At 35.4% G+C, this 20,821-nt stretch carries 13 protein-coding genes; 10 read left to right on the forward strand and 3 right to left on the reverse strand.

Annotated features, from left to right (window positions below; all coding sequences use genetic code 11):
* Window positions 1-365: 365 nt before the first annotated feature.
* The 3 genes from C1H87_RS20400 to C1H87_RS20410 all read right to left on the reverse strand — a co-directional run bounded on the left by C1H87_RS20400 (window position 366) and on the right by C1H87_RS20410 (window position 4,272).
* Window positions 366-845 carry a DUF4625 domain-containing protein gene (locus tag C1H87_RS20400; protein ID WP_233783228.1) on the reverse strand — a complete coding sequence of 160 codons (480 nt, stop codon included), beginning with the start codon at window positions 843-845 and terminating at the stop codon, window positions 366-368.
* Window positions 846-1,042: 197 nt separating this feature from the next.
* Window positions 1,043-1,876: a hypothetical protein gene (locus C1H87_RS20405; RefSeq protein WP_102757586.1), complete on the reverse strand. Its 834-nt coding sequence runs from the start codon at window positions 1,874-1,876 to the stop codon at window positions 1,043-1,045.
* Window positions 1,877-1,893: 17 nt separating this feature from the next.
* The gene (locus tag C1H87_RS20410) at window positions 1,894-4,272 is read right to left on the reverse strand and encodes a TonB-dependent receptor (protein WP_102757587.1); all 2,379 of its coding nucleotides are present in this window, start codon (window positions 4,270-4,272) and stop codon (window positions 1,894-1,896) included.
* Between the two features lie 1,202 nt (window positions 4,273-5,474).
* Here C1H87_RS20410 and C1H87_RS20420 point away from each other — a divergent pair.
* The 10 genes from C1H87_RS20420 (at window position 5,475) to C1H87_RS20470 (ending at window position 20,166) form a co-directional block, all read left to right on the forward strand.
* Window positions 5,475-6,335, forward strand: coding sequence for a UDP-2,3-diacylglucosamine diphosphatase (locus C1H87_RS20420; protein WP_102757589.1), 861 nt, complete (start codon window positions 5,475-5,477; stop codon window positions 6,333-6,335).
* Between the two features lie 36 nt (window positions 6,336-6,371).
* A complete protein-coding gene (locus tag C1H87_RS20425; RefSeq protein WP_102757590.1) occupies window positions 6,372-7,364 on the forward strand; it encodes a glycosyltransferase family protein in 993 nt (330 codons plus the stop codon).
* 9 nt (window positions 7,365-7,373) lie between these two features.
* Window positions 7,374-8,726 (forward strand): GH1 family beta-glucosidase, encoded by a 1,353-nt coding sequence (locus C1H87_RS20430; protein WP_102757591.1) that lies wholly within the window; start codon window positions 7,374-7,376, stop codon window positions 8,724-8,726.
* A 282-nt stretch (window positions 8,727-9,008) separates the two neighbouring features.
* Window positions 9,009-9,842, forward strand: a complete 834-nt coding sequence (locus C1H87_RS20435) for a phytanoyl-CoA dioxygenase family protein (RefSeq protein ID WP_102758351.1) — start codon at window positions 9,009-9,011, stop codon at window positions 9,840-9,842.
* Between the two features lie 25 nt (window positions 9,843-9,867).
* Entirely contained in the window at window positions 9,868-10,689 is an 822-nt protein-coding gene (locus C1H87_RS20440; protein ID WP_102757592.1) for a sugar phosphate isomerase/epimerase family protein, read from the forward strand.
* Window positions 10,690-10,707: 18 nt separating this feature from the next.
* On the forward strand, window positions 10,708-11,820 hold the full coding sequence (locus C1H87_RS20445) for a Gfo/Idh/MocA family protein (RefSeq protein ID WP_102757593.1): 1,113 nt from the start codon (window positions 10,708-10,710) through the stop codon (window positions 11,818-11,820).
* A gap of 47 nt (window positions 11,821-11,867) precedes the next feature.
* Window positions 11,868-12,737, forward strand: a complete 870-nt coding sequence (locus C1H87_RS20450; protein WP_102757594.1) for an apurinic/apyrimidinic endonuclease family protein — start codon at window positions 11,868-11,870, stop codon at window positions 12,735-12,737.
* A 195-nt stretch (window positions 12,738-12,932) separates the two neighbouring features.
* On the forward strand, window positions 12,933-13,868 hold the full coding sequence (locus C1H87_RS20455) for a TIGR01212 family radical SAM protein (protein WP_102757595.1): 936 nt from the start codon (window positions 12,933-12,935) through the stop codon (window positions 13,866-13,868).
* Between the two features lie 825 nt (window positions 13,869-14,693).
* Window positions 14,694-16,724: a M12 family metallo-peptidase gene (locus C1H87_RS20465; protein WP_158655307.1), complete on the forward strand. Its 2,031-nt coding sequence runs from the start codon at window positions 14,694-14,696 to the stop codon at window positions 16,722-16,724.
* A 157-nt stretch (window positions 16,725-16,881) separates the two neighbouring features.
* A complete protein-coding gene (locus C1H87_RS20470) occupies window positions 16,882-20,166 on the forward strand; it encodes a discoidin domain-containing protein (protein ID WP_102757598.1) in 3,285 nt (1,094 codons plus the stop codon).
* The last annotated feature ends 655 nt before the right edge of the window (window positions 20,167-20,821 follow it).

Raw genomic sequence — 20,821 nt, forward strand, 5'->3', positions numbered from 1 at the left:
GTGTTTTTTAGACTTTAACACCAAAAAAAAAGTTTTTGACAAGTAGAAGCAAGTGGGGGGTAAAAATGAGAGAAAACGTGTTTGAGAGAAACGAAAACGCGTGACCAATATTTATATAGCATTTGTAATGCTAAGCTGGCTGTACAGGATTTGTAAAGACCAACTAGAGCGGAAGTTACTTCTTTGCTTTCTGAAAGAACTACAGATTAAAATTATTTATAGCAACGTTTGAGCCATCACTGGGTGGTGGCATAGATATTAAAAAAAAAGTTTCAATTTCTTGAACCTTTTTTTTATAAACTATTCATAAGCTAGCAAAAGATTTACCTTTTAAAAGATTAAAAAATCGTGTTATCTCGTTTTATTTATTCCACAATTTTTATATCCACAGATGTTCTTGAATGCCAACCTGTCTGATCTGTTACCGAGTATTGACAATGATAATCTCCAGGGTCTACATCGTCGGGGATAGCCAAAGTTATTTTGATTTCGTATGAAGTTGGGTTATTTTCTATAGAAAAATTTTCCATAAAAATTAAAGGGTTAATGGCTTGTTTTGTAGACTCTAAATTGCAATCTATACCTTGGTCGTCATGAGTATGATGGTCAAAATTATTGTGAATATCTAGGCTATAAGATGCGAGGGCTTTATTATCTGCTACTTTTGCACGAAAAATATAGGTTTGCCCTTTTGTTAGTTCTGCACAGGCTTGAGGAAACCCTTCTGCATAGTTAATTGTTATGGTTGGTTTTTGTTCGTCTTTATCAATACTGTCACCGCTTGAGCAAGATACGGTTGGAAGCATTACAAGTAGAAGCAGATAATATGTTGTTTTTAGTTTCATTTTTTTAAAGTTTAAAGGTCTAGAAAGTATCATTCACAACACCCGCCTGCCGGACGGGCAGGTAGTGAATCTGCCTGCCGGCAGGCAGGGAATCTCTTTAAAATCAAACATTTGTTTAACATAACATTGAGATTTTTTGACAGTGCTTTGAATGACACTTTCTAGATGCCATTATGATTTATTTTATTAGTATTTCGCTACTCAATATCGAATGGTACAGATAGTTTTACTGCTTCATCTTCTCCAGATTCCTTAACATAAATATTTAACCAGTATGTTCCTTTAGGGTAGTCTGGGTTTATTGGTAGGTCATAATGAACTTCTGGTTTTTTTTGATTTTGATAAAGACTGTTTGGAACTATGGTTTCCACACTGTCCCATTTACCAATAGGTTTGTTTTCCCCATCTCTCCATTCTTTAAACCATAGCACATACTTTACTTCGCTAACCGTATTGTTTCCTGCATCATACATAAAATCGGTGTGCAGTTTATCACTTCCAAAATCGGTATGGTAATCATGACCAATTTCAATCTCTAAGAACTTTTTAACTACTTCAAATTCCTTTGTTATTAAGCTTTCAGAGTTGTCTTCTTCTATAACAGTTATTTTTAGGTTATAAGTGCCTTCAGCAGGACGTATTTTGTTTATAAAATCCTTGTTTTCGTTTGCAGGATCGAAAGCCATATGATAATGTATATTTGGATTCAATTGGTCTTTGTAATACTTTTCTGGAACCAAGTGTTTAGACACGTTCCATTCCATTTCTCCAGCATTTGGCTCGCTTGCATTTATTGGATTGATATCAAAATATATTTTTTTAACCTTGGTTTTTCCGGTATAGTCAAAGTCTACATGCAGGTCTGGGCTAAATTGAGGCACTTGAAAACTGGAACTTCCTATTTCCATGTTTTCAAACCTTTCGGGGTTAATATCGCCTTCCAAATTGAGATTGTCGTCATCGCTACTACATGAGCTTAAAGAGATGATTAGAAAAGTAATAATTGCTGAAAATTTTAAAATTGATTTCATAATGTTTGTATTAATTATTAAGATTTATTAAATGGTATTGTTAATGATAAGGATATGTTTCTACCAGCTTCCGGTACATCTATCAGTCTATAGAAACTAGTATGGTTAAAGTATTTGGAATTGAATACATTGTTGAGTTTCAAACGCAATTCAATAGGTGGGTTGCTTTTAAAAATGGCCATTTCTGTTAGCAGGGACATATTTAGGACTTGAGCGCCTTTGGTTATTTCTTCTGGAGGCACAATTTGATTTTGGGAAGCTATCAATCTATAATCTGCTATTAATTGAGGTTTTTTTAAAAAGAGTAGATTTTTAAATTGGTAATTAGCCGAAAAAAGTGCCGTTAAGGGAGGTGAAAAGGGGAGCGTAAACCCTTTTTTAGGACCATTTGTTTGTTTTGAATATACATACTCGCCCAAAACATCTAGCTTTAGGTTTTCAAACAGTTTTGTGCTGACTGTAATTTCTCCACCAAATCTAAAAACCTTGCTTTGCGTATACTCATAAATCTGTAAAGTTTCATGGTAATTTGGGGTTGGGTTCAAATAGATATAGTTCTCAAAAAAATTGACAAAGGGGCTTATCGATACATTAAACTTTTTGGCTGTATGGTTTATTTCGATATCTAATTGATAGGATTCCTCTGCATCTAAATCAAGATTCCCTTTTTCGAAACGATACATATGATAATTGACTCCATCGGAGGTGAGCTCATTAGCCAAAGGCATCCTGAAGCTTTTCCCAACGTTTATTTTATAGGTTGTATTTTGTCTTACATGACTTAGCCCTAAGGAAGCGCTTACATTTCCAAAGTCTAGGTTTTTATTTTGTGCCCTTTGTTGGTTTATATAAGATGTTGTACCATCATTGTTTTTTATAGGAGATGTGTACCAATCATAATAAGATTTGGTTTCTATGAATCCGTGGTCGTAGCGTAATCCCGCTTGCATGTGTAAATCGGGACGAATTTCAAAGTGGTCATATGCAAATAAACCAATGGTTAGTCGATTATATTCTGGAATTAAAAACCCCCATCCATCTATGGTATTCTCTTGTAGTTCCAGATTTAAACCTGCCACAATTTTTTGTTTATGGTTCGATTTAAAAACACCCCTGGAATTAAGCGCATAAGTGTTTTTATTAAATTCACGTTCCTTAGTGTCAGATGGTTTTGGCATATAACCATGCGGTACTGGTTCAGAATGTTCCTCTCTATGATTATTTTGGTATCCTAAATCAAAATGAAACGTATGTTTATTACCTGCTATGGACGTATTATTGGTTATTTTTAAATGATTGACTTTATGATATGGGAGATCAATATCTCTGTTAGAACCATCATAGTCTATACTTGAGGTTCTAACCTCCAATCCATGAGCATTTGCAAAAAAACCGTTCTTTGCAAAAACATTACTAAATGTAGTTTCCGACTTTACATTTTCTGAAATATATCCTATTCCAATACTTCCGTTTACTTCCCTTCCCGCTGTATTCCTTAAGTTGTTATCATGCAATTTAAAAATGTAATTTTCATATCGTATTTTATCTGCAGGTACCTTGTAATCTCCATAATCCCGAAATGTTAATCGACTGCGGTAAAACCACTTTTCTGTTCTTGCTTGAATGCCCGAGGATACCCCTAATAAATTGTTGTTGCTTTCTCCCAAAAGATTTACTTCACCGGTAAAAGAATTTTGAAGAGGAACTTTAGATGGTTGTATGTCCACAACACCAGCAATGGCATCAGAACCGTAAAGTAAGGATGCCGGACCTTTTATAACCTGGATATTTTCTATACCATATTGATCAATCTCCAACCCATGGTCGTTACCCCATTGTTGTGCTTCATGTTTGATACCGTTCTGAACCACAACGACCCTATTAAATCCCAGTCCTCTTATAACAGGTTTAGATTGCCCAGAACCAATATTTATAGTACTTACCCCTGGAACTTTTTCTAAGGTTTGCATCAAGCTGTTTTCCCTGTTTTTCTTCAAGAATTCTTCAGAGATGGTATACGAAACCGTTGGAAGCTCGCTTATTTCTCTTTTTTTTGTTTTACCGCGAATTTCTACCTCTTTAAGAATCGTGGCAGCTATTTTCATAGCTATTATAACCTCTGTTTTTTTTGAATCTGCTTGAATGGTAAACATTTCAGGGATATAGCCTAAATGAGTAACTTTAAGGGTATAAGCACCTTTGGAAAGATTTTCAACATGAAATTCTCCATTAGCATTAGAAATAGTATTTAGATTTTCGCCAACGATGTTGGCACCTTCAATTGGTTTTAAGCTATTGGCATTTATCACGATCCCTTTTATTTTAAAGGAATCTTGAGCATGGGCTATTGAGCAAAGGCTAAAATATAGCCAGATACCCAGTATTTTGTATACCATCGTTTGTAATTACTGTTTAAATTGAATATGCGTTCCAGAAAAATGGAACTATAGTAAACCCCATACATTTATAAAAAGAGCATCGCAAATTGTATTGTAGCATTTAGCCTAAAGATTAAGTCTGACTAAATTCAAGACAATTAAATAAGCGTTAGGTGTTATTAAAAACACCAATTCTTAAGTGAAAAATCTTATATAAAGGATATAAAATGTATAGGAGGACTTATATTAAAGAAGGAGGAGGTCTGGAAAATAGCTGGGCTTTTGAAAGAATAGTTTCTCCAAGAAAAGAGTAAGATGTAATTAAGTCCCTGCTTACTACAAGCTCTACGCTCTCAATTGGAGTATATGGTGAGTCTGATGTAATTGTGGGAATTAAATTATTTGTTATAATATGGTCGCAGATAACACAGGGGTCTGCGTGCTCTTTGTCATCTGAATGGGAAAGCCCATGCAACCCTGCCATTTTTAATGATATAAAAAAGACAAGGAAGAAATAAGCAAGGCTATTTTTAAGATGACTGTTCTTCACTAAATATATTTATTATTCTAGTAGTTTTATGGCTTGACTTAATAAATCTAGAATACCATTTATTTTTTGCAAAGTTATAAAAAAACTTATTAACGCAACTAAATCGCATTAAATTTATTGCAACTTATTTGCATTAATGGATGAGACGAAAAAATAACTTAAGTGAAATAGGGGCAAAAAAAATTAGTAAAAATAACCTCTTTTTCTTTAATGTATTGATTTGTAGTTTATTAACTAAATGACATTGCCCTCGAAGGAGGATCAAGGAGGGTGTGTTTAAATACAAAACACTTTATAAGTTTAACAATTAGTACTTTAAAATGAAGTTAAATAATTTAAATTAATTAGTATCACTTACTATAAATCTATATAGATGTGTTTGTTAAGATATTACTAGCAATTTTTTCTTCCGAACCTAAATTTCTCTAAAATACAGTTTCTAATCGAACATAATGTCACCCGTTAACAATCATTTAATCTAAGTTTAAAACTGCCATTACACCAAAACGTTTTTGCATTTGTAATATTTGCATTATCAATTTTGATATATGAAAATAGCATTGATTTATCTATCTGCCTCGATAGTAAATTTTTTAATTATTCGCTTTAGCAGTAACTACGCCTCCCTCAAATTTAAAACGTTTAAAAATAAAAATAGCGTCACATACATATGAAAAAAAGACCTATTGATGTCGTGGTACTTTCCGATATTCATTTGGGAACCTACGGATGTCGAGCAAAAGAGTTATTAAAATATCTAAAGTCGATCAATCCTAATACGGTTATATTAAATGGCGATATTATAGATATCTGGCAATTTAGCAAGCGCTATTGGCCAAAATCCCATATGAAAGTGGTTAAGCAATTTATGACCTGGATTTCCAAAGGCGTAGAAGTGTACTACGTTACAGGAAATCATGATGAAATGCTTAGGAAATTTGTTGGCTTCGAATTGAGTGCCTTTAGTATAGTTAATAAAGTCATGTTGGATATTGATGGTAAAAAAGCCTGGATATTTCACGGAGACGTATTTGACGTAACCATGCAGCACTCCAAATGGATTGCTAAGTTGGGCGCTGTGGGTTACGACTCTTTAATACTATTAAACAGTGCCATAAATTTCTTTGCATTAAAAATGGGAAAAGGCCCCATATCCATGTCTAAAAAAATTAAAAATAGTGTAAAATCTGCCGTAAAGTTTATTAATAATTTTGAGCAAACGGCTGCCGATATTGCTATAGAAAATAATTACGACTATGTAATCTGCGGTCATATACACCAACCAGAAATAAGAACTATCGAAAATTCCCATGGTTCGGTTATGTATTTAAACTCGGGAGATTGGATTGAAAACTTAACAGCCCTAGAATATAACGATAAAACATGGCGTCTTTATAGTTACGAAGCCGATGAAACCATTCAAAAAGAATCTAAAAAAGATGCAGAGCAGGAAGAGGAGGAATCGCAAGTCCTGGAAAATAAGGAGCTTTTTCAGAATTTAATCAAGGAATTTCAATCGATTAAAAAATAAAAACCTGTTTCAAGTCAAATTAATAAGACCTCAAAAATGAAAGTACTTTACGCCATTCAAGGTACAGGCAACGGCCACTTAAGTAGAGCTAGGGATATTATTCCGATACTTCAAAAAAAGAATATAGAAATAGATATTCTATTAAGTGGTACACAAGCCGATGTTGATATCCCTTACCCCATAAGCTATCAGTTTAAAGGGCTTAGTTTTATTTTTGGTAAAAAAGGTGGGGTTGATATGTGGAGAACCTACGTAAAGGCCAATACAAGACGCCTTCAAAAGGAAATAAGTAGCCTTCCCATTGAAAAGTATGATGTTATAATTAATGATTTTGAGCCTGTTTCGGCTTGGGCGTGCAAACTTAAAAACAAACCCTGTGTGAGTTTAAGCCATCAGGCTGCGGTATTATCCCCAAATGCTCCAAAGCCAAAAAAGCAAGATCCTTTAGGGAAGTTTATTCTTAAAAGTTATGCCCCAACCACCAGGCAATATGGATTTCATTTTAAAGCTTATCAGGATAATATTTTCACACCGGTTATAAGGCAGGATATTAGAAATGCATCATGCAAAAAATTAGACCACTATACAGTGTATTTACCATCTTATAGCGATGATAAAATATTAAAAATGCTTTCTATGGCTAAAAACGTTAAATGGGATATTTTTTCTAAACACAATAAAAAAGTGATTGTAGATAAAAACATAAAAATACAACCTATAACCAATGAAGCCTTTGTGCAAAGTATGGCAAATAGTAAAGGGGTGCTTTGCGGAGCAGGTTTTGAAACACCAGCAGAAGTACTTTACATGAAAAAGAAACTTATGGCTATTCCTATGAAAGGGCAATACGAGCAACAATGTAATGCAGCTTCTCTAAAGGAATTGGGTGTTCCGATTATAAAATCGCTTAAAAAAAAGCATTTCGAAAAATTAATGAATTGGATTGAAACCGATGACTTTGTTGAAGTGGATTATCCAGATATAACAGAACGTATAATTGATCAATTGATTGAAGAATCTCTTGTTTAGAATGTAAGAATGAATAAAGATTTTAATTTAAACTCCCAGGATTTTGAAAATGATTTCGTGTGGGGTGTTTCCACAGCTGCCTATCAAATAGAAGGCGCATATAATGTTCATGATAAAGGCCCTTCAATATGGGATGAATTCACGACCAAAAAAGGCACTGTTTTTCAAGGCCAACACGCTCAAAAGACCTGCGATTTTTACAATAATTTCGAAACCGACATCTTACTCATGAAGACTATGAATATAAAGCATTTTAGGCTTTCATTGGCATGGTCTAGAATACTACCTAACGGATGTGGTACAGTAAGTCGGGAAGGTATCGCATTTTACAATCGGGTTATAGATTTTTGTTTAGAATGTGGTGTTACGCCATGGGTAACATTGTATCATTGGGATTTACCTCTGGCTTTACAACAAAAAGGAGGATGGGTTAACAGGGATATTATTAATTGGTTTGAAGAATACGCAACTGTTTGCGCTAAGGAATTCGGAGATCGGGTTAAGCACTGGATGGTATTAAATGAGCCTATGGTATTTACAGGAGCTGGCTACTTTCTAGGCGTACATGCCCCAGGCAGTACGGGGTTAAAAAACTTTTTACCAGCGGTGCATCATGCCGTATTATGTCAGGCAGTAGGCGGGAGAGTATTACGAAATATAGTACCTAATGCTTCCATTGGTACTACGTTTTCTTGTTCGCAAATTACACCATATAAAAACACGCCTAAAGATATAGAAGCAGCAAAAAAGGCAGACGCACTACTCAACCGCCTTTTTATTGAGCCTGCATTGGGCCTAGGGTATCCTGTAGATGCTGTTCCTGTACTTAAACGTTTAGAGAACTATCAGAAACCCGGAGATGAAACAAAAGCTATTTTCGATTTTGATTTTATCGGCGTACAGAATTATACCCGAGAGGTTGTAAAACACAGTTATTTTGTACCATATATACAAGCTAAAATTGTAAAAGCGTCTCAGCGTGACGTTAAAAATACACTTATGGATTGGGAGGTTTATCCACCAAGTATTTATAATATGATTGCACAATTTAGTAAGTACGAAGGTGTTAAAAAGATTCTTATTACAGAAAATGGAGCAGCCTTTACCGATTTGGTAATGGACGGAAAAGTTAACGATTTGGAAAGGCTGCAATATTTACAATCGTATATTAAACAGGTACATAAAGCCAAAGAGGATGGCTATAATGTTGGCGGTTATTTTATTTGGACATTTACAGATAATTTTGAGTGGGCAGAAGGCTATCGCCCAAGATTTGGCTTAGTATATACCGATTTTACAACACAGGAACGTATTGTTAAGTATTCAGGTAAGTGGTTTAAAGAATTTTTGGGAAATACTTAAAAAGTGTTTCTTCTAGTCTTTTATTTTATTAAAGTATGCTCCGAATTCCAAATACCTGTTAAACGTTTTGTAAAACTCAGAATAACTTCCAAAACTAGCCTTATAAGTAAACATAAAGCCTAGGTGACCTTTCTTACATTAAGAATTTCCTTTATTTGAACAATTTGTAACCACTAATAAGCAGATTAGAAGAAGTGTTTCCGTTTCGTAAATTCTAAATTTGGAACACAGAAGAATATCAATATATCAATGATATTCTTAAATTTTAATCATTTCTACAATATGAAGGTTATTAGTAAAGAAAAAGAATATTTCGACGAACATGGGTTTGTAGTGATACGAAATTTTTTCTCAAAAGAAGAAATTCAAAGACTAAGCAACAAAGCGCACAATGATAATCAACTGGACAAAGCGTCATCTACAATGGACGATGGTAAGGGAAATGCTGTGCGTTTATCATTATGGAATCACCCTGGCGATAGTATTTATGGAATGTTTGCGAGATGTAATAAACTCGTGAATAAGGTCGAGGAGTTTTTGGAAGGTGAAGTATACCATTACCACTCAAAAATGGTTTTGAAGGATGCAAAGGTTGGTGGGGCCTGGGCATGGCATCAAGATTATGGTTATTGGTACCAAAATGGGCTTCTTTTCCCCGATCTCTGTAGCGTTATGATTGCCGTAGATAAAGCAACGAAAGAAAATGGTTGTCTTCAGGTAATACGTGGTTCTCATAAAATGGGACGTGTAAACCATGTGTTGAGTGGCGATCAGGCAGGAGCAGACATGGAAAGGGTTAACGAGGTACTTAAAGTTAGAGAAAAAGTTTACTGCGAGATGGAACCCGGAGACGCATTGTTCTTTCATTCAAACCTCCTACATGCTTCAGATCAAAACAAATCTGAAAACTCCAGATGGTCCATGATATGCTGTTATAACAAGGCAAGTAACAATCCGTACAAAGAATCGCATCATCCCTCTTATGTCAAGTTAAATAAAGTAAATGATGAAATGATATTAAAGGTAGATATCGGTAATAACGATAACCAGAAGGTCGATTTTTCAGACCTTCGTTCAGACGATAAAAGTGCTACAAGTCTTGAGTCTGGTGTTTAAAAAAGAATCAATTAAAACTTAATGTATGAAACTAGGAATTATTAATAGTGCTTTCGGTCAAGCCGGCATGGATACAAAAACAGGATTAGAACATATCGCAAGAATCGGTTTTGACACCGTCGATATCTTTCCTGAGCCAATGACCATTGACGATCAAGAAACTAACCTCATTATCGATACCTGTAGTAAACATGGACTGCCTATTACTTCGGTAGTAGTAGTTGCACTGGGAATAGTCGATTTTAATGACCCCGTTCGCCATTTTCATGTAGAAAGAATTAAAAAAACTGTAGATCTTGCCAAAAAATTCAATGCCAAAAATGTATTGCTCGTTTTAGGTGAATATGTATGGCAAAAGGAAGTAATCCCTCCAGAACAACAATGGGCATGGGCTGTAGAGCATGTAAAGGACATTGGAGCATATGCGAATGAATTTGGTATTGAAATAGCACTCGAATTAGAACCCTTTAGATTGAGTTTGCTGAATACTGTACCAAAAATGGCGCAATTTATTGACGACTGTGGGCTTCCAAATGTTAAGGCCAATATAGATATAAGTCATTTGGTACTTGCCGATTCAAGCCCTTCAGAACTAGCACTTTTAAAAGGTAAAGCTACTCATGTACATATTAGTGATTGTAATGGTATGATTCACGGCGACCTTCCTCCAGGTCGAGGCGTAGTGAAATTTGCACCGTACCTACAAGCTATAAAGGAGCTGGACTTCGATGGTTCTATTTCCTTAGAACTGGAATATTCTCCCGATCCTTCAAAAATAGTAGAATGGGTAGAAGAGGCTTATGACGCAACGAATAAACTAATGCAACTAGTAGGTTTAAGAAGTTAAAAATTAAACAGGATATACATGAGTAATGAAAATGAAGGCTATGGTTTAAGCGCCGAAAAAGCGAGTAAAGAAATCAATGCCCCAAAAGTTGACTATTTACCTCGAAAGCCTAAAACATACCATCCCAAAATAGGCATTATAGGCTGTGGAGGAATCAGTGAATATCATTTAAAAAATTATCGTATCCTTGGTTTTGATGTAGTAGCTATAGCCGATATAACACTTTCTAAGGCCAAGGCAAGAAGAGATGAATTTTACCCTGAGGCAGAAATATATGATGACTACAAAAAGATTCTGGAGCGAAAAGAAATAGAAGTAGTAGATATTACACCACACCCCGAAGATAGAGTGCCTATAATAAAGGAAGCATTAAGGAGCAAAAAGCATGTACTTAGTCAAAAACCTTTCGTTTTAGATCTACAAGTGGGTAAGGAGCTGGTCAAAATAGCAAAGGAAAATGGCGTGAAATTGGCGGTTAATCAAAACGGAAGATGGGCGCCTCATTTCGGTTATATGTTAAATGCGATACGCTCGGGAATTATCGGTAGACCAATTTCGATAGATTTTTCACTACAATGGGATCAGACTTGGATACAAGGAAATCCGTCTTTTGAAAACATTCACCATATGGTACTTTTCGATTTTGCCATTCATTGGTTCGATATTGCAAATGCCTTTATGGGAGGAGAAAAGGCAGATAGTGTTTACGCCTCTGCTGTACGTTATAAAGAACAAAAATACCAACCCCCGGCACTTGCTTCAAGTATTATAAACTATGGAGAGTCACAAGTACGAATGGCGTTTAATGCGCATACTACTTTGGGAGAAGAGGATGTTACCGTAATTGTAGGGACAAAAGGAACGCTAAGAAGTAGAGGTCCTGGTCTAAACGATCAACCTGTAATGGAATTGTTTACAGAGGAAGGCCACGTAAAAATTCCGTTAGAAGGATGTTGGTTTGAAAATGGGTTCCAAGGTACTATGGCAGAATTACTCTGTGCTATCGAAGAAGATAGAGAACCTTCACATAGTGCGGAAAATAATCTTAAGAGCCTGGAATTGTGCTTTGCGGCATTAAAAAGCGCAGACGAGAATAAAATAATGATTCCTGGTGAAGTTACCATGGCATAGACTAACATTTAAATAAGTAAGTAGGAACTTGTGCAACGATTGAAAAAATGATAAAAAACACAAACGATGGTTCGGCAAACGAGCCATCATTACGAATAGATATTAATTACGGTAATTGTGACGGACTACCTGGTTTTTCAGCTGGGCCTAAAGGGGACGATCGTAAAAAGCACGAAGCCATATTCGATGCCGGTTTTAAGGGGGTTCAAGATGGAAATCCAGGACTTTGTAAGGAACTGGGGCTAGAATTAACAGCACATGCCCGAGTAAACGAGGTAGGTGATTTAGATGAATTGTTGCCGTATTGGAAAGATATGGGGTATAATTGTGCAACCATACATCTGGGTTGGGGAATGGAGTCGGATAGCCAAATCGATATTTTGGTAGCATATATTTTAAAAAGCGCTCAAAAGTTCGATTTCCCCATTTACATTGAAACCCACCGAGCCACAGTTACTCAAGATATGTATAGAACGGTGGAGATGGTTAAACGATTTCCTGAAATACGATTTAATGGTGATTTTTCTCATTGGTATACCGGTCAAGAAATGGTATACGGTGGTTTTGAAAATAAGCTCGAATTTATTGCACCAGTTTTAGAACGCGTACGGTTTCTTCATGGCCGAATTGGAAATCCAGGCAGTATCCAGGTCTCTGTGAATCCTAATGATAATGAAAGTTTTGTAGACCATTTTAAGGACATGTGGACTCAATCTTTTCAGGGGTTTTTAAAAACTGCTGTTCCCGGAGACTATATCTGTTTTGCTGTTGAATTACTTCAGTCAGAAATTTTTTATGCCCGCATGTTTGAATCGAACGGAAGCTATAGAGAAGAAGGAGATAGATGGCAACAAGCCTTACTTTATAAAGAAATAATACAACAATGTTGGGAACGTGCCTATTCCATGCAGTTTTAGTAGATAAATTTTTGACAAGGAAAATACGATCACATTATTAATATTCGAAATGGGCTATCATTAGTTCTTTAAGAACTATACATGGATTAAACAAGATTTACGTTAATTAATATTACCTTACAAAAATCATATAATCTGCTTATTGTCTAAGGTATTTTTGCAAAATCAAATTAATACTTAATTCTGATTTGTTGCATGAAGTTTAATGGAAGTAAGCAGTATAATGATTTTGGCTCTTTTTTAAAATCACATTTTGTAGAACCAGTACAAAAAATATCCATCGATATTGGCTTTACATGCCCCAATAGAGATGGTAGTAAGGGAACAGGTGGGTGTACCTATTGCAATAACAACTCTTTTAACCCAGACTATTGCAAACCTAAAAAGAGTATTACCGAACAGTTAAATGAAGGGACTGCCTTTTTTTCCAGAAAACGAAAAAACCAAAAATACCTGGCGTATTTTCAAGCGTATACCAATACCTACTCAGATATTGAATCGCTTAAAAAGTTGTATTTAGAAGCATTAAGCCATCCCAAAGTATTGGGGCTGGTAATAGGTACCCGACCAGATTGTATAAGTACCCAGTTAATTGATTTTCTGTCTGAATTATGCAAAAGCTATTTCATATCACTAGAGTTTGGAATAGAAAGTACATTAAATAGCACATTAGAAGTAGTAAACCGTTGCCATACATTCGAAGACACCCAGAATGCATACAACATTGCCAAAAATAAAGGCTTGCATCTAGGAGGGCATTTAATTATTGGTTTACCGGGAGAATCGAAAGAGAATATATTAAACCATGCAAAAACACTATCAAAACTCCCAATAAATTCATTAAAGCTCCACCATTTACAAATAGTTAAACATACCATGATGGCTTTTCAATATAAAAACTATCCAGAACTTTTTAATTTATTTAATGTAGAGGATTATGTAGATATCATAGGTGAGTTTCTGTCATTATTACGATCAGATATTATTATTGAGCGCTTTATAAGCGAATCGCCAGCAGACTTACTAATAGCTCCAAAATGGGGAGGGCTTAAAAATTTTGAAATAGTGGCTAAAATTGACAAAAGTTTAAAAGAAAAGAACCTTTGGCAAGGAAAGTATTGTCTGTATTAATACATAAAGTGTTTTTATTTTGTTGTTTTTCAGTTTAATAAGTGGTGATAAGTTGAGTGTTTATAATGCTTTAAAGGATGTGGATAAGCGATAAAAAATGAAGCAAAAATTAAAATTGTATTTAATAAATCCATAAAAAATTAACTTTTACTGGTTTCCCGCAACAAAAAAATCACATTAGCATGTTGTTCATCGAAAACACAAAATAAGCACTTCTATACTTTTTTTGTTATCATTACTTTTACCCCATAATTTTTAACCCCCACTATCATGAAGAATTTTTTAATAGCATTTTTATCTTTACTAAGAGAAGGACCCCTTTCTTTAAAACAAATGGAAATAAAAACCTCTATTACCAACCAAATATTAATATAAAAGAGGAAAATAAATCCCCCCTGGTTTATTTTGTTTATAGTACGGAATTTTAAATATGCGCACATTTATCTGTGTGCTAGCCGGCAGTACTATTTACGATTTATTTAGCACCAGAATTAATAACTAAAAATTATTTCTATAAGTAACATTACATCAAAAGTCATTATCAGTTAAAATAATATGGCATATCTGACCAGTTTGTAAATTCTATAAACAACTAACAGTTTTTATAAGCTTTTCAAGAAGTTGCATACATTTTAAGCTAATGAAAAATCCCAAAACTATGATTCATAATTAGCTAGTTTCTTAATTATTTGCTGTTTTACTTGTATTTAAACAATCTATTTAAGCTATGTAATAGTATAACATAGTCTTGTCTTTAGCGTGTGCCATTTAAATAGCAGTGAATTAAGAGGTTAGCTGACCTGAAATACCCTAAAATATATTAATATGAAACGAGTTTTTATATGTTGCGTCATTTTTATGGCGGCAATGTTTTGTGTGAATGCACAAAATTATAAACCAAAACAACAGGTAGCACAAGCCAAATCTACCGGAAAAGTATTTAAAAAAGTAAACCTTTTAAAAGCCGTAACAGGCAAATCGGATGTCGTTATTCCAGAAGAATTAAACGACTACACCATATTATCATTAGACGCACCTTCAATGAAGTCGCTAACCAAGTCTTCGTCTTCAACACCAGAAGCGATGTCTTTTCTAATTCCAGGAAAAAAAGCACCCTTACAACTGGAATTAGTAAAAGTTGATGTCGTTTCAGATGATTTCGAGGCTTTAGAGATGCCTTCGGGAAAATCTATTTCTTCAAAGAAGAAGATGGCTCATTACCGTGGAATTATTAAAGGACAACCAAACTCAATAGCAGCGATAAGTTTTGTTAATAATGAAGTATCAGGACTTATATGTGTAGAAGGAGATGATAGCAATTTAGTTCTCGGAAAACTGGATAATAGTAGCAAGCACATTCTTTATAGAGATGACGATATAAGCCATCTTAATGAATTTGTTTGTAAAACAACAGACGCAAATTATATAGATAGACCAACCCAAAAAACATCAAAAGGAGAACCGAGTGCTAATAAACAAAAATGCCCGGAGATCTTTTTTGATGTTGCCAACGATGTTGTAAGAGATAAAGGTGGCGCGCAAGCAGCTTCAAATTTTGTAGAAGCTATGTTTAATCAAGTTGCCATTTTGTATGCCAATGATGGTATGAAAATAAAGCTTTCTGGCATAAGAACCTGGACATCAACAACTCCATTTAATAATCTGGATAGTTACCGTGCTTATAGAAACCGTAATGGTTTTAATGGCGATCTTGGGCATTTCGTAACCTATAACTATTCGGGTGGAGTTGCTTGGGTAGATGCGCTTTGTAGTTCTCATAAGTATGGTTTATCAGGAATACACCGTAGCTATCAGAATGTCCCTAGATATTCTTGGAACATTTCAACTATTGCACATGAGTTGGGACATAACTTTGGCTCACCACATACACATTCATGTTCATGGAACGGAAACAATACAGCTATAGATGGCTGCTATTCCACAGAAGGAGGGTGTAGACGCCCTAGTATACCGTCTGGTGGAGGTACAATTATGAGTTACTGTCACTTAACAAGTGCAGGAACGAACTTAAACAAAGGATTTGGCTCTCAGCCTGCTAGTTTAATAAGGAATAACATTAACCGAGCTAGTTGTGTTGGTACTTGTAGCGGTGGCGGCAACGGCGGCGGAGATGAAGTAAGTTGTGCAGATGTAGACCCATGGAACGAAAATGCAAGTTATTCGGCAGGGGACAAAGTAGTGTACAGAGGACGTTTATTTGAAAGAAATACCAATAATACCGATTGGAACGACTTGGGTGCTTGTAAAGATGGTGATTCTACAGACATTTGTGCAGGAGTAGATCCATGGAGAGAAAACACAAGTTATTCGGCAGGAGACAAGGTAATCTACAACGGACGCTTATTCCAAAGAAACTCCGATAATAGTGATTGGATTAACCTTGGTGATTGTGGTACAACCAGTAACAACCCTTGTGACGGATATGATGCATGGGTGAATAATGTTTCTTACGATACTGGTGACATAGTAATATACAAAGGAAGCCTTTTTGAACGAGTAAACGGAGACTGGAAAAAATTAGCTACTTGTACAAGTTCGTCACTGGCATTATTACCAGGCGAAAATGTTGAAGAAGTTTCTAATTTCCGAGCATATCCTATACCAGCAAAAGATGTGTTGTACATAGAAGCATATAATTTAACAGGTGAACCATCTGCAATCTTATTAAAAGATGTTAAAGGAAGAACACTTCAGTCTGTAGAAGTTAAAGGAGCATCAGAAAAAGGAGGCAGTATTAAACAATCTATTAATGTTGGTAAATTATCTTCTGGAATTTACTTCATAAAAATAAAAGGTAGTAATGAACCAATGGTTAAAAAGATAATAATCGAGTAAGTAGTTTTCGTAGAATAACCCTGTTATTTTATGAAATATAAACAGAGGTTGAATTGCCCTAACACCAACCATAACTAATTCAGCCTCTTTTATATAGCTTTCGTGAAAATAAACCATCACAGAAGTTTACTTAACTATAACCAATTTAAAGAGATAAATGATGATTAACCTAAAATTAAACCTTGCAAAGAAAACAAGGTTAACTTTAATAACCGTACTATTGGTAAGTGTTTGTTATTACCAATCACACGGTCAAGAGCTTTACGAACTCATGCAAGAAGAGAACGTTAAAGTAAAAAAAATTGAACGCCAAGGAAATAGGTACTACAAAAACAGAGAAAAAGGTAAAGGAAGCGGCTATAAACTCTACAGGCGTAACCTATATTGGGCAAAGCGAAATGCCGATGTAAAAGGGCGTGTAATAAGCGATGCTCAGGTAGTAAAAGAATGTGAAAGCTTTAAAAAGTTAAATAAAGCCAATTCGAGTCCTACAGCAAAAAATATTGAAAAAAGCAGTAGTGGCTGGAAAGAACTGGGACCATTTAGTTGGACACGTACCAGAAGCTGGAATCCTGGTTTGGGAAGAATTGTATCCATTGCCGTAGAGCCTACTCAACAGGATATAATATATGCAGGATCGCCAGGTGGTGGTATTTGGAAATCAACCGATGCTGGTAAAAACTGGCAACCTTTAGGAGATTCTATGACTAATATGTCTATTTGGGCTATTGCTATAGACCCTAATAACACAAATACAGTATTCTTAGGGAATTCGGCAGGTCAAATTATGAAATCGACAAATGGTGGTGATTCCTGGTCTGTAATACGCAGTGTTAATGGTACGCCAAGAAGCATTTTAATAAGCCCTAACAGTGAAACGATATTTGTAGGAACCACAAGAGCGCTTTACAGATCCCAAAACGGAGGTGGTAGTTTTAGTCGAGTATTAAATGATGGAGCAGAAGATGTAGCATTTAAGCCTGGTAGTACAAATACAGTTTATGCTTGTGGTGATAGTTTTTACCGTTCAACCAACGGAGGTAGTTCTTTTAATAGAATTACTAGAGGTATAGCTAGAACCGAACGTATGAAAATGGCTGTTACACCAGCAAATCCAGATGCCGTTTATCTGGTGCAAAAATACGAGAGTAGTTTTGGTTATTTGTACCGCTCGCTCAACGGAGGGCAAAGCTTTACTGTAAGAGCGGACTATAGTACTGTATCTACTAACGAGGTATATTTTACTCAAGCCTCTAGAGATATGGCTATTGCAGTATCAGATACCAATGCTGATGAAGTGCATGTAGGAGGTATGAATTATTCCCGTTCCTTAGATGGCGGTGTAAGCTTTACCACATTGGCAGGATGGAACACCCCTAACGATCGTTCTTATGTTCATGCAGATATAGAAGTGTTACAGTACATTAACGGAAGCATTTATGTAGGATCTGATGGCGGTATTTTTAGAAGTACTAACAGAGGGAACAATGTTACCGACCTTACTCAAAATGGTCTGGCGGTAAGACAGTACTATCGTATAGGAGGTGCAGCCACAGATGCTAATATGATTGTAGGAGGCGCACAAGATAATGGTACCAACATTATGAATGGTACAAGTCGTCAGTTTAAAGAATGGTTGGGTGCCGATGGTATGGAGTGTTTTATAGATCATAAAAACAAAAATGTGGTTTATGGCACAACACAAAACGGAAAACTTTACAAAAGCAACGATGGCGGAAATAGTATAGGTAGTATTAACAAGCCAGGTAACTTTAGTGGAGAATGGGTAACTCCTTTTATGGGAGACCCAGTTAATAATAGAACGATCTATGTAGGGTATAGTAACCTATATCGTAGCAGAAATGGAGGAAGTAGTTGGAGTAATATTACTTCCAGAATTAATGTTGGAGGTAGATTAGATGAAATGGCAGTAGCTGCTTCAAATAACAATTATATCTATATAGCTGAAGATGATCGTGTATGGCGTACTAAAAATGGTCAGGCTGATAGTCCACAGTGGACAGAAGTTAGCAATTTTAGAGGACGTGTTAATTTTATTACCGTAGACCCTAATGATCCAGAACGTGTAGCTATTGCAACTTCAGGTTCGAGAGTATACGAATCTACCAATGCGGGTAATACATGGACGAACATAAGAGGCGAATTACCTAATATATCGGCGCAATGTTTAGTTTATGATGATACCGAGGCTAACGGATTATACCTGGGGATGCAATCTGGGGTATATTATACCAATAACAATCTAGATAAATGGGTATCTTTTTCTAAGAACCTTCCAGGAGTACAAACTACCGATCTTGAAATTCATTATGCTACTAGAAAGTTACGTGTAGCCACTTACGGTAGAGGTATTTGGGAATCTGATTTATATGAAGAAGATGGTACGGGTACTACAATTACACCACCGAGTGATTTAGTAGCAACAGTAGATGGTAAAAATGTAACACTTACCTGGAAAGACAATTCTGATAATGAAAAAGGATTTGCTATTCAAAGAAGTTCTGGAGGTGCATACGAGCGTATTGGTTATGTGGATTCTGAGACTACTTACACAGATGAAAACCTGGCAAACGGAACCCATTCATACCGTGTGAGAGCATATGATGATTCAGAATATTCAGATTTTTCCAATATCGTAGAAGTAAAAATAGGAGATATTGTTACGCCTCCAGATGTTTCCGAAGATTGTATAGGATGTAAGGTATACCGAACAAATAGTGAAGAATTGAAAAATGAAAAACAAGGCAAAGAAAACGCAGCGGACGGCGATTTAAATACCTATTGGCATACACAATGGTATGATGGTAGCCCGAGTCATCCCCACTATATCAATATAGATTTTGGTAAGATGAAGGACCTAGTAGGGTTTTCATATACAGGAAGACAGGAAGGCACAACAGGTATGATAAAAGATTATGAGTTTATGGGATGGGATGGTAATAACTGGAAGCAATTATCGGCAGGAACATTCCAAAAATCAACCCTTAAACAAACTGTTGAGTTTGATAAATTCCGTTGTCGCTATGTTAAATTCCGTGCCTTGTCTGAAGTAGACGGGAAAAAATGGGCTTCTGTAGCAGAATTAGTAGTACGATACATTCCGGAAGAAAATGCGCCATCGCTAGAAGAACCTGCTGCCATTGAAGAAATAACCCCAGAGGTAGATCTAAATGATTTTAGTGGTATGAGAGTCTTTCCTGTTCCGTTTACCAACGAAATAAACATTGCAGGAGTTACTTCTAAAAAAGCTATCCGTTCGGTAAGATTGATTGGAATAGATGGTAAAGTAGAAAAGATAAAAACTTCTACAAAAAGTAATAACATACTTACTATAAGCACTGGTAATTTATCTAGTGGATTCTATATGCTTTCTTTTGAAGAAGAAGGAAAAACAAAAACAATAAAAGTGTATAAAAAATAAATAAAAGTAAAAGGGTTGAGGGTTTGCAAAATTGTTTGAATGTAGGGCATTGCATAAGAACAAGCAAGCGTTCAGCCCATAATATATTCAAGATATATACCTTAATGAAAAACCGATTCTAGATGGTTTTGGGAAGAACTTAAATTTCATTAAGGTAGTCTTGAATTTTTTGTAGTTAAAAGCAGCTAAAAAACCCGATTAACCCAATATAGGTTAATCGGGTTTTTGTTTTTTATCACAATAAATTCACATTAAGTAATTATTTTAACGTGATTTTTTAGTTTTTGATTTTCAGTTAGTTGCATAAAAAACATCCCTAAAGTCCCCTCAAGGGCAATGACGTTTAGTTAAGGAAATTTATGTCTGTTCGAGCGCAGTCGAGAACTTTTTAGCATCAATGAATAAAGAGGTTTCGACTTTAGCCTGTCTTGAGCGTAGACGAAAGGCCCAACCTGACATTGAGAACTTAAAAACTCTTAACTAAATGACATTACCCTCTAGGGAGGATTAAGGAAGGGGTGTTTAAATACAAAATATTTTATAAGTTTAACAATCAGTACTTTACAATGAAGTTAAATCGACTCACGTTATTTTAAAAAAATAATTAAAAAAAGGCTTGACTCTTACCTTACGTTATAGCTTTTCTTTGTGGCAT

Source organism: Flavivirga eckloniae (assembly GCF_002886045.1).
GTDB lineage: Bacteria > Bacteroidota > Bacteroidia > Flavobacteriales > Flavobacteriaceae > Flavivirga > Flavivirga eckloniae.

Coding starts and splice junctions, on each gene's coding strand:
- C1H87_RS20455 (WP_102757595.1), top strand. CDS start 12,933: ATGAAGTTTAATGGAAGTAAGCAGTATAATGATTTTGGCTCTTTTTTA.
- C1H87_RS20400 (WP_233783228.1), bottom strand. CDS start 845: ATGAAACTAAAAACAACATATTATCTGCTTCTACTTGTAATGCTTCCA.
- C1H87_RS20430 (WP_102757591.1), top strand. CDS start 7,374: ATGAATAAAGATTTTAATTTAAACTCCCAGGATTTTGAAAATGATTTC.
- C1H87_RS20470 (WP_102757598.1), top strand. CDS start 16,882: ATGATGATTAACCTAAAATTAAACCTTGCAAAGAAAACAAGGTTAACT.
- C1H87_RS20425 (WP_102757590.1), top strand. CDS start 6,372: ATGAAAGTACTTTACGCCATTCAAGGTACAGGCAACGGCCACTTAAGT.
- C1H87_RS20405 (WP_102757586.1), bottom strand. CDS start 1,876: ATGAAATCAATTTTAAAATTTTCAGCAATTATTACTTTTCTAATCATC.
- C1H87_RS20465 (WP_158655307.1), top strand. CDS start 14,694: ATGAAACGAGTTTTTATATGTTGCGTCATTTTTATGGCGGCAATGTTT.
- C1H87_RS20435 (WP_102758351.1), top strand. CDS start 9,009: ATGAAGGTTATTAGTAAAGAAAAAGAATATTTCGACGAACATGGGTTT.
- C1H87_RS20445 (WP_102757593.1), top strand. CDS start 10,708: ATGAGTAATGAAAATGAAGGCTATGGTTTAAGCGCCGAAAAAGCGAGT.
- C1H87_RS20410 (WP_102757587.1), bottom strand. CDS start 4,272: ATGGTATACAAAATACTGGGTATCTGGCTATATTTTAGCCTTTGCTCA.
- C1H87_RS20420 (WP_102757589.1), top strand. CDS start 5,475: ATGAAAAAAAGACCTATTGATGTCGTGGTACTTTCCGATATTCATTTG.
- C1H87_RS20450 (WP_102757594.1), top strand. CDS start 11,868: ATGATAAAAAACACAAACGATGGTTCGGCAAACGAGCCATCATTACGA.
- C1H87_RS20440 (WP_102757592.1), top strand. CDS start 9,868: ATGAAACTAGGAATTATTAATAGTGCTTTCGGTCAAGCCGGCATGGAT.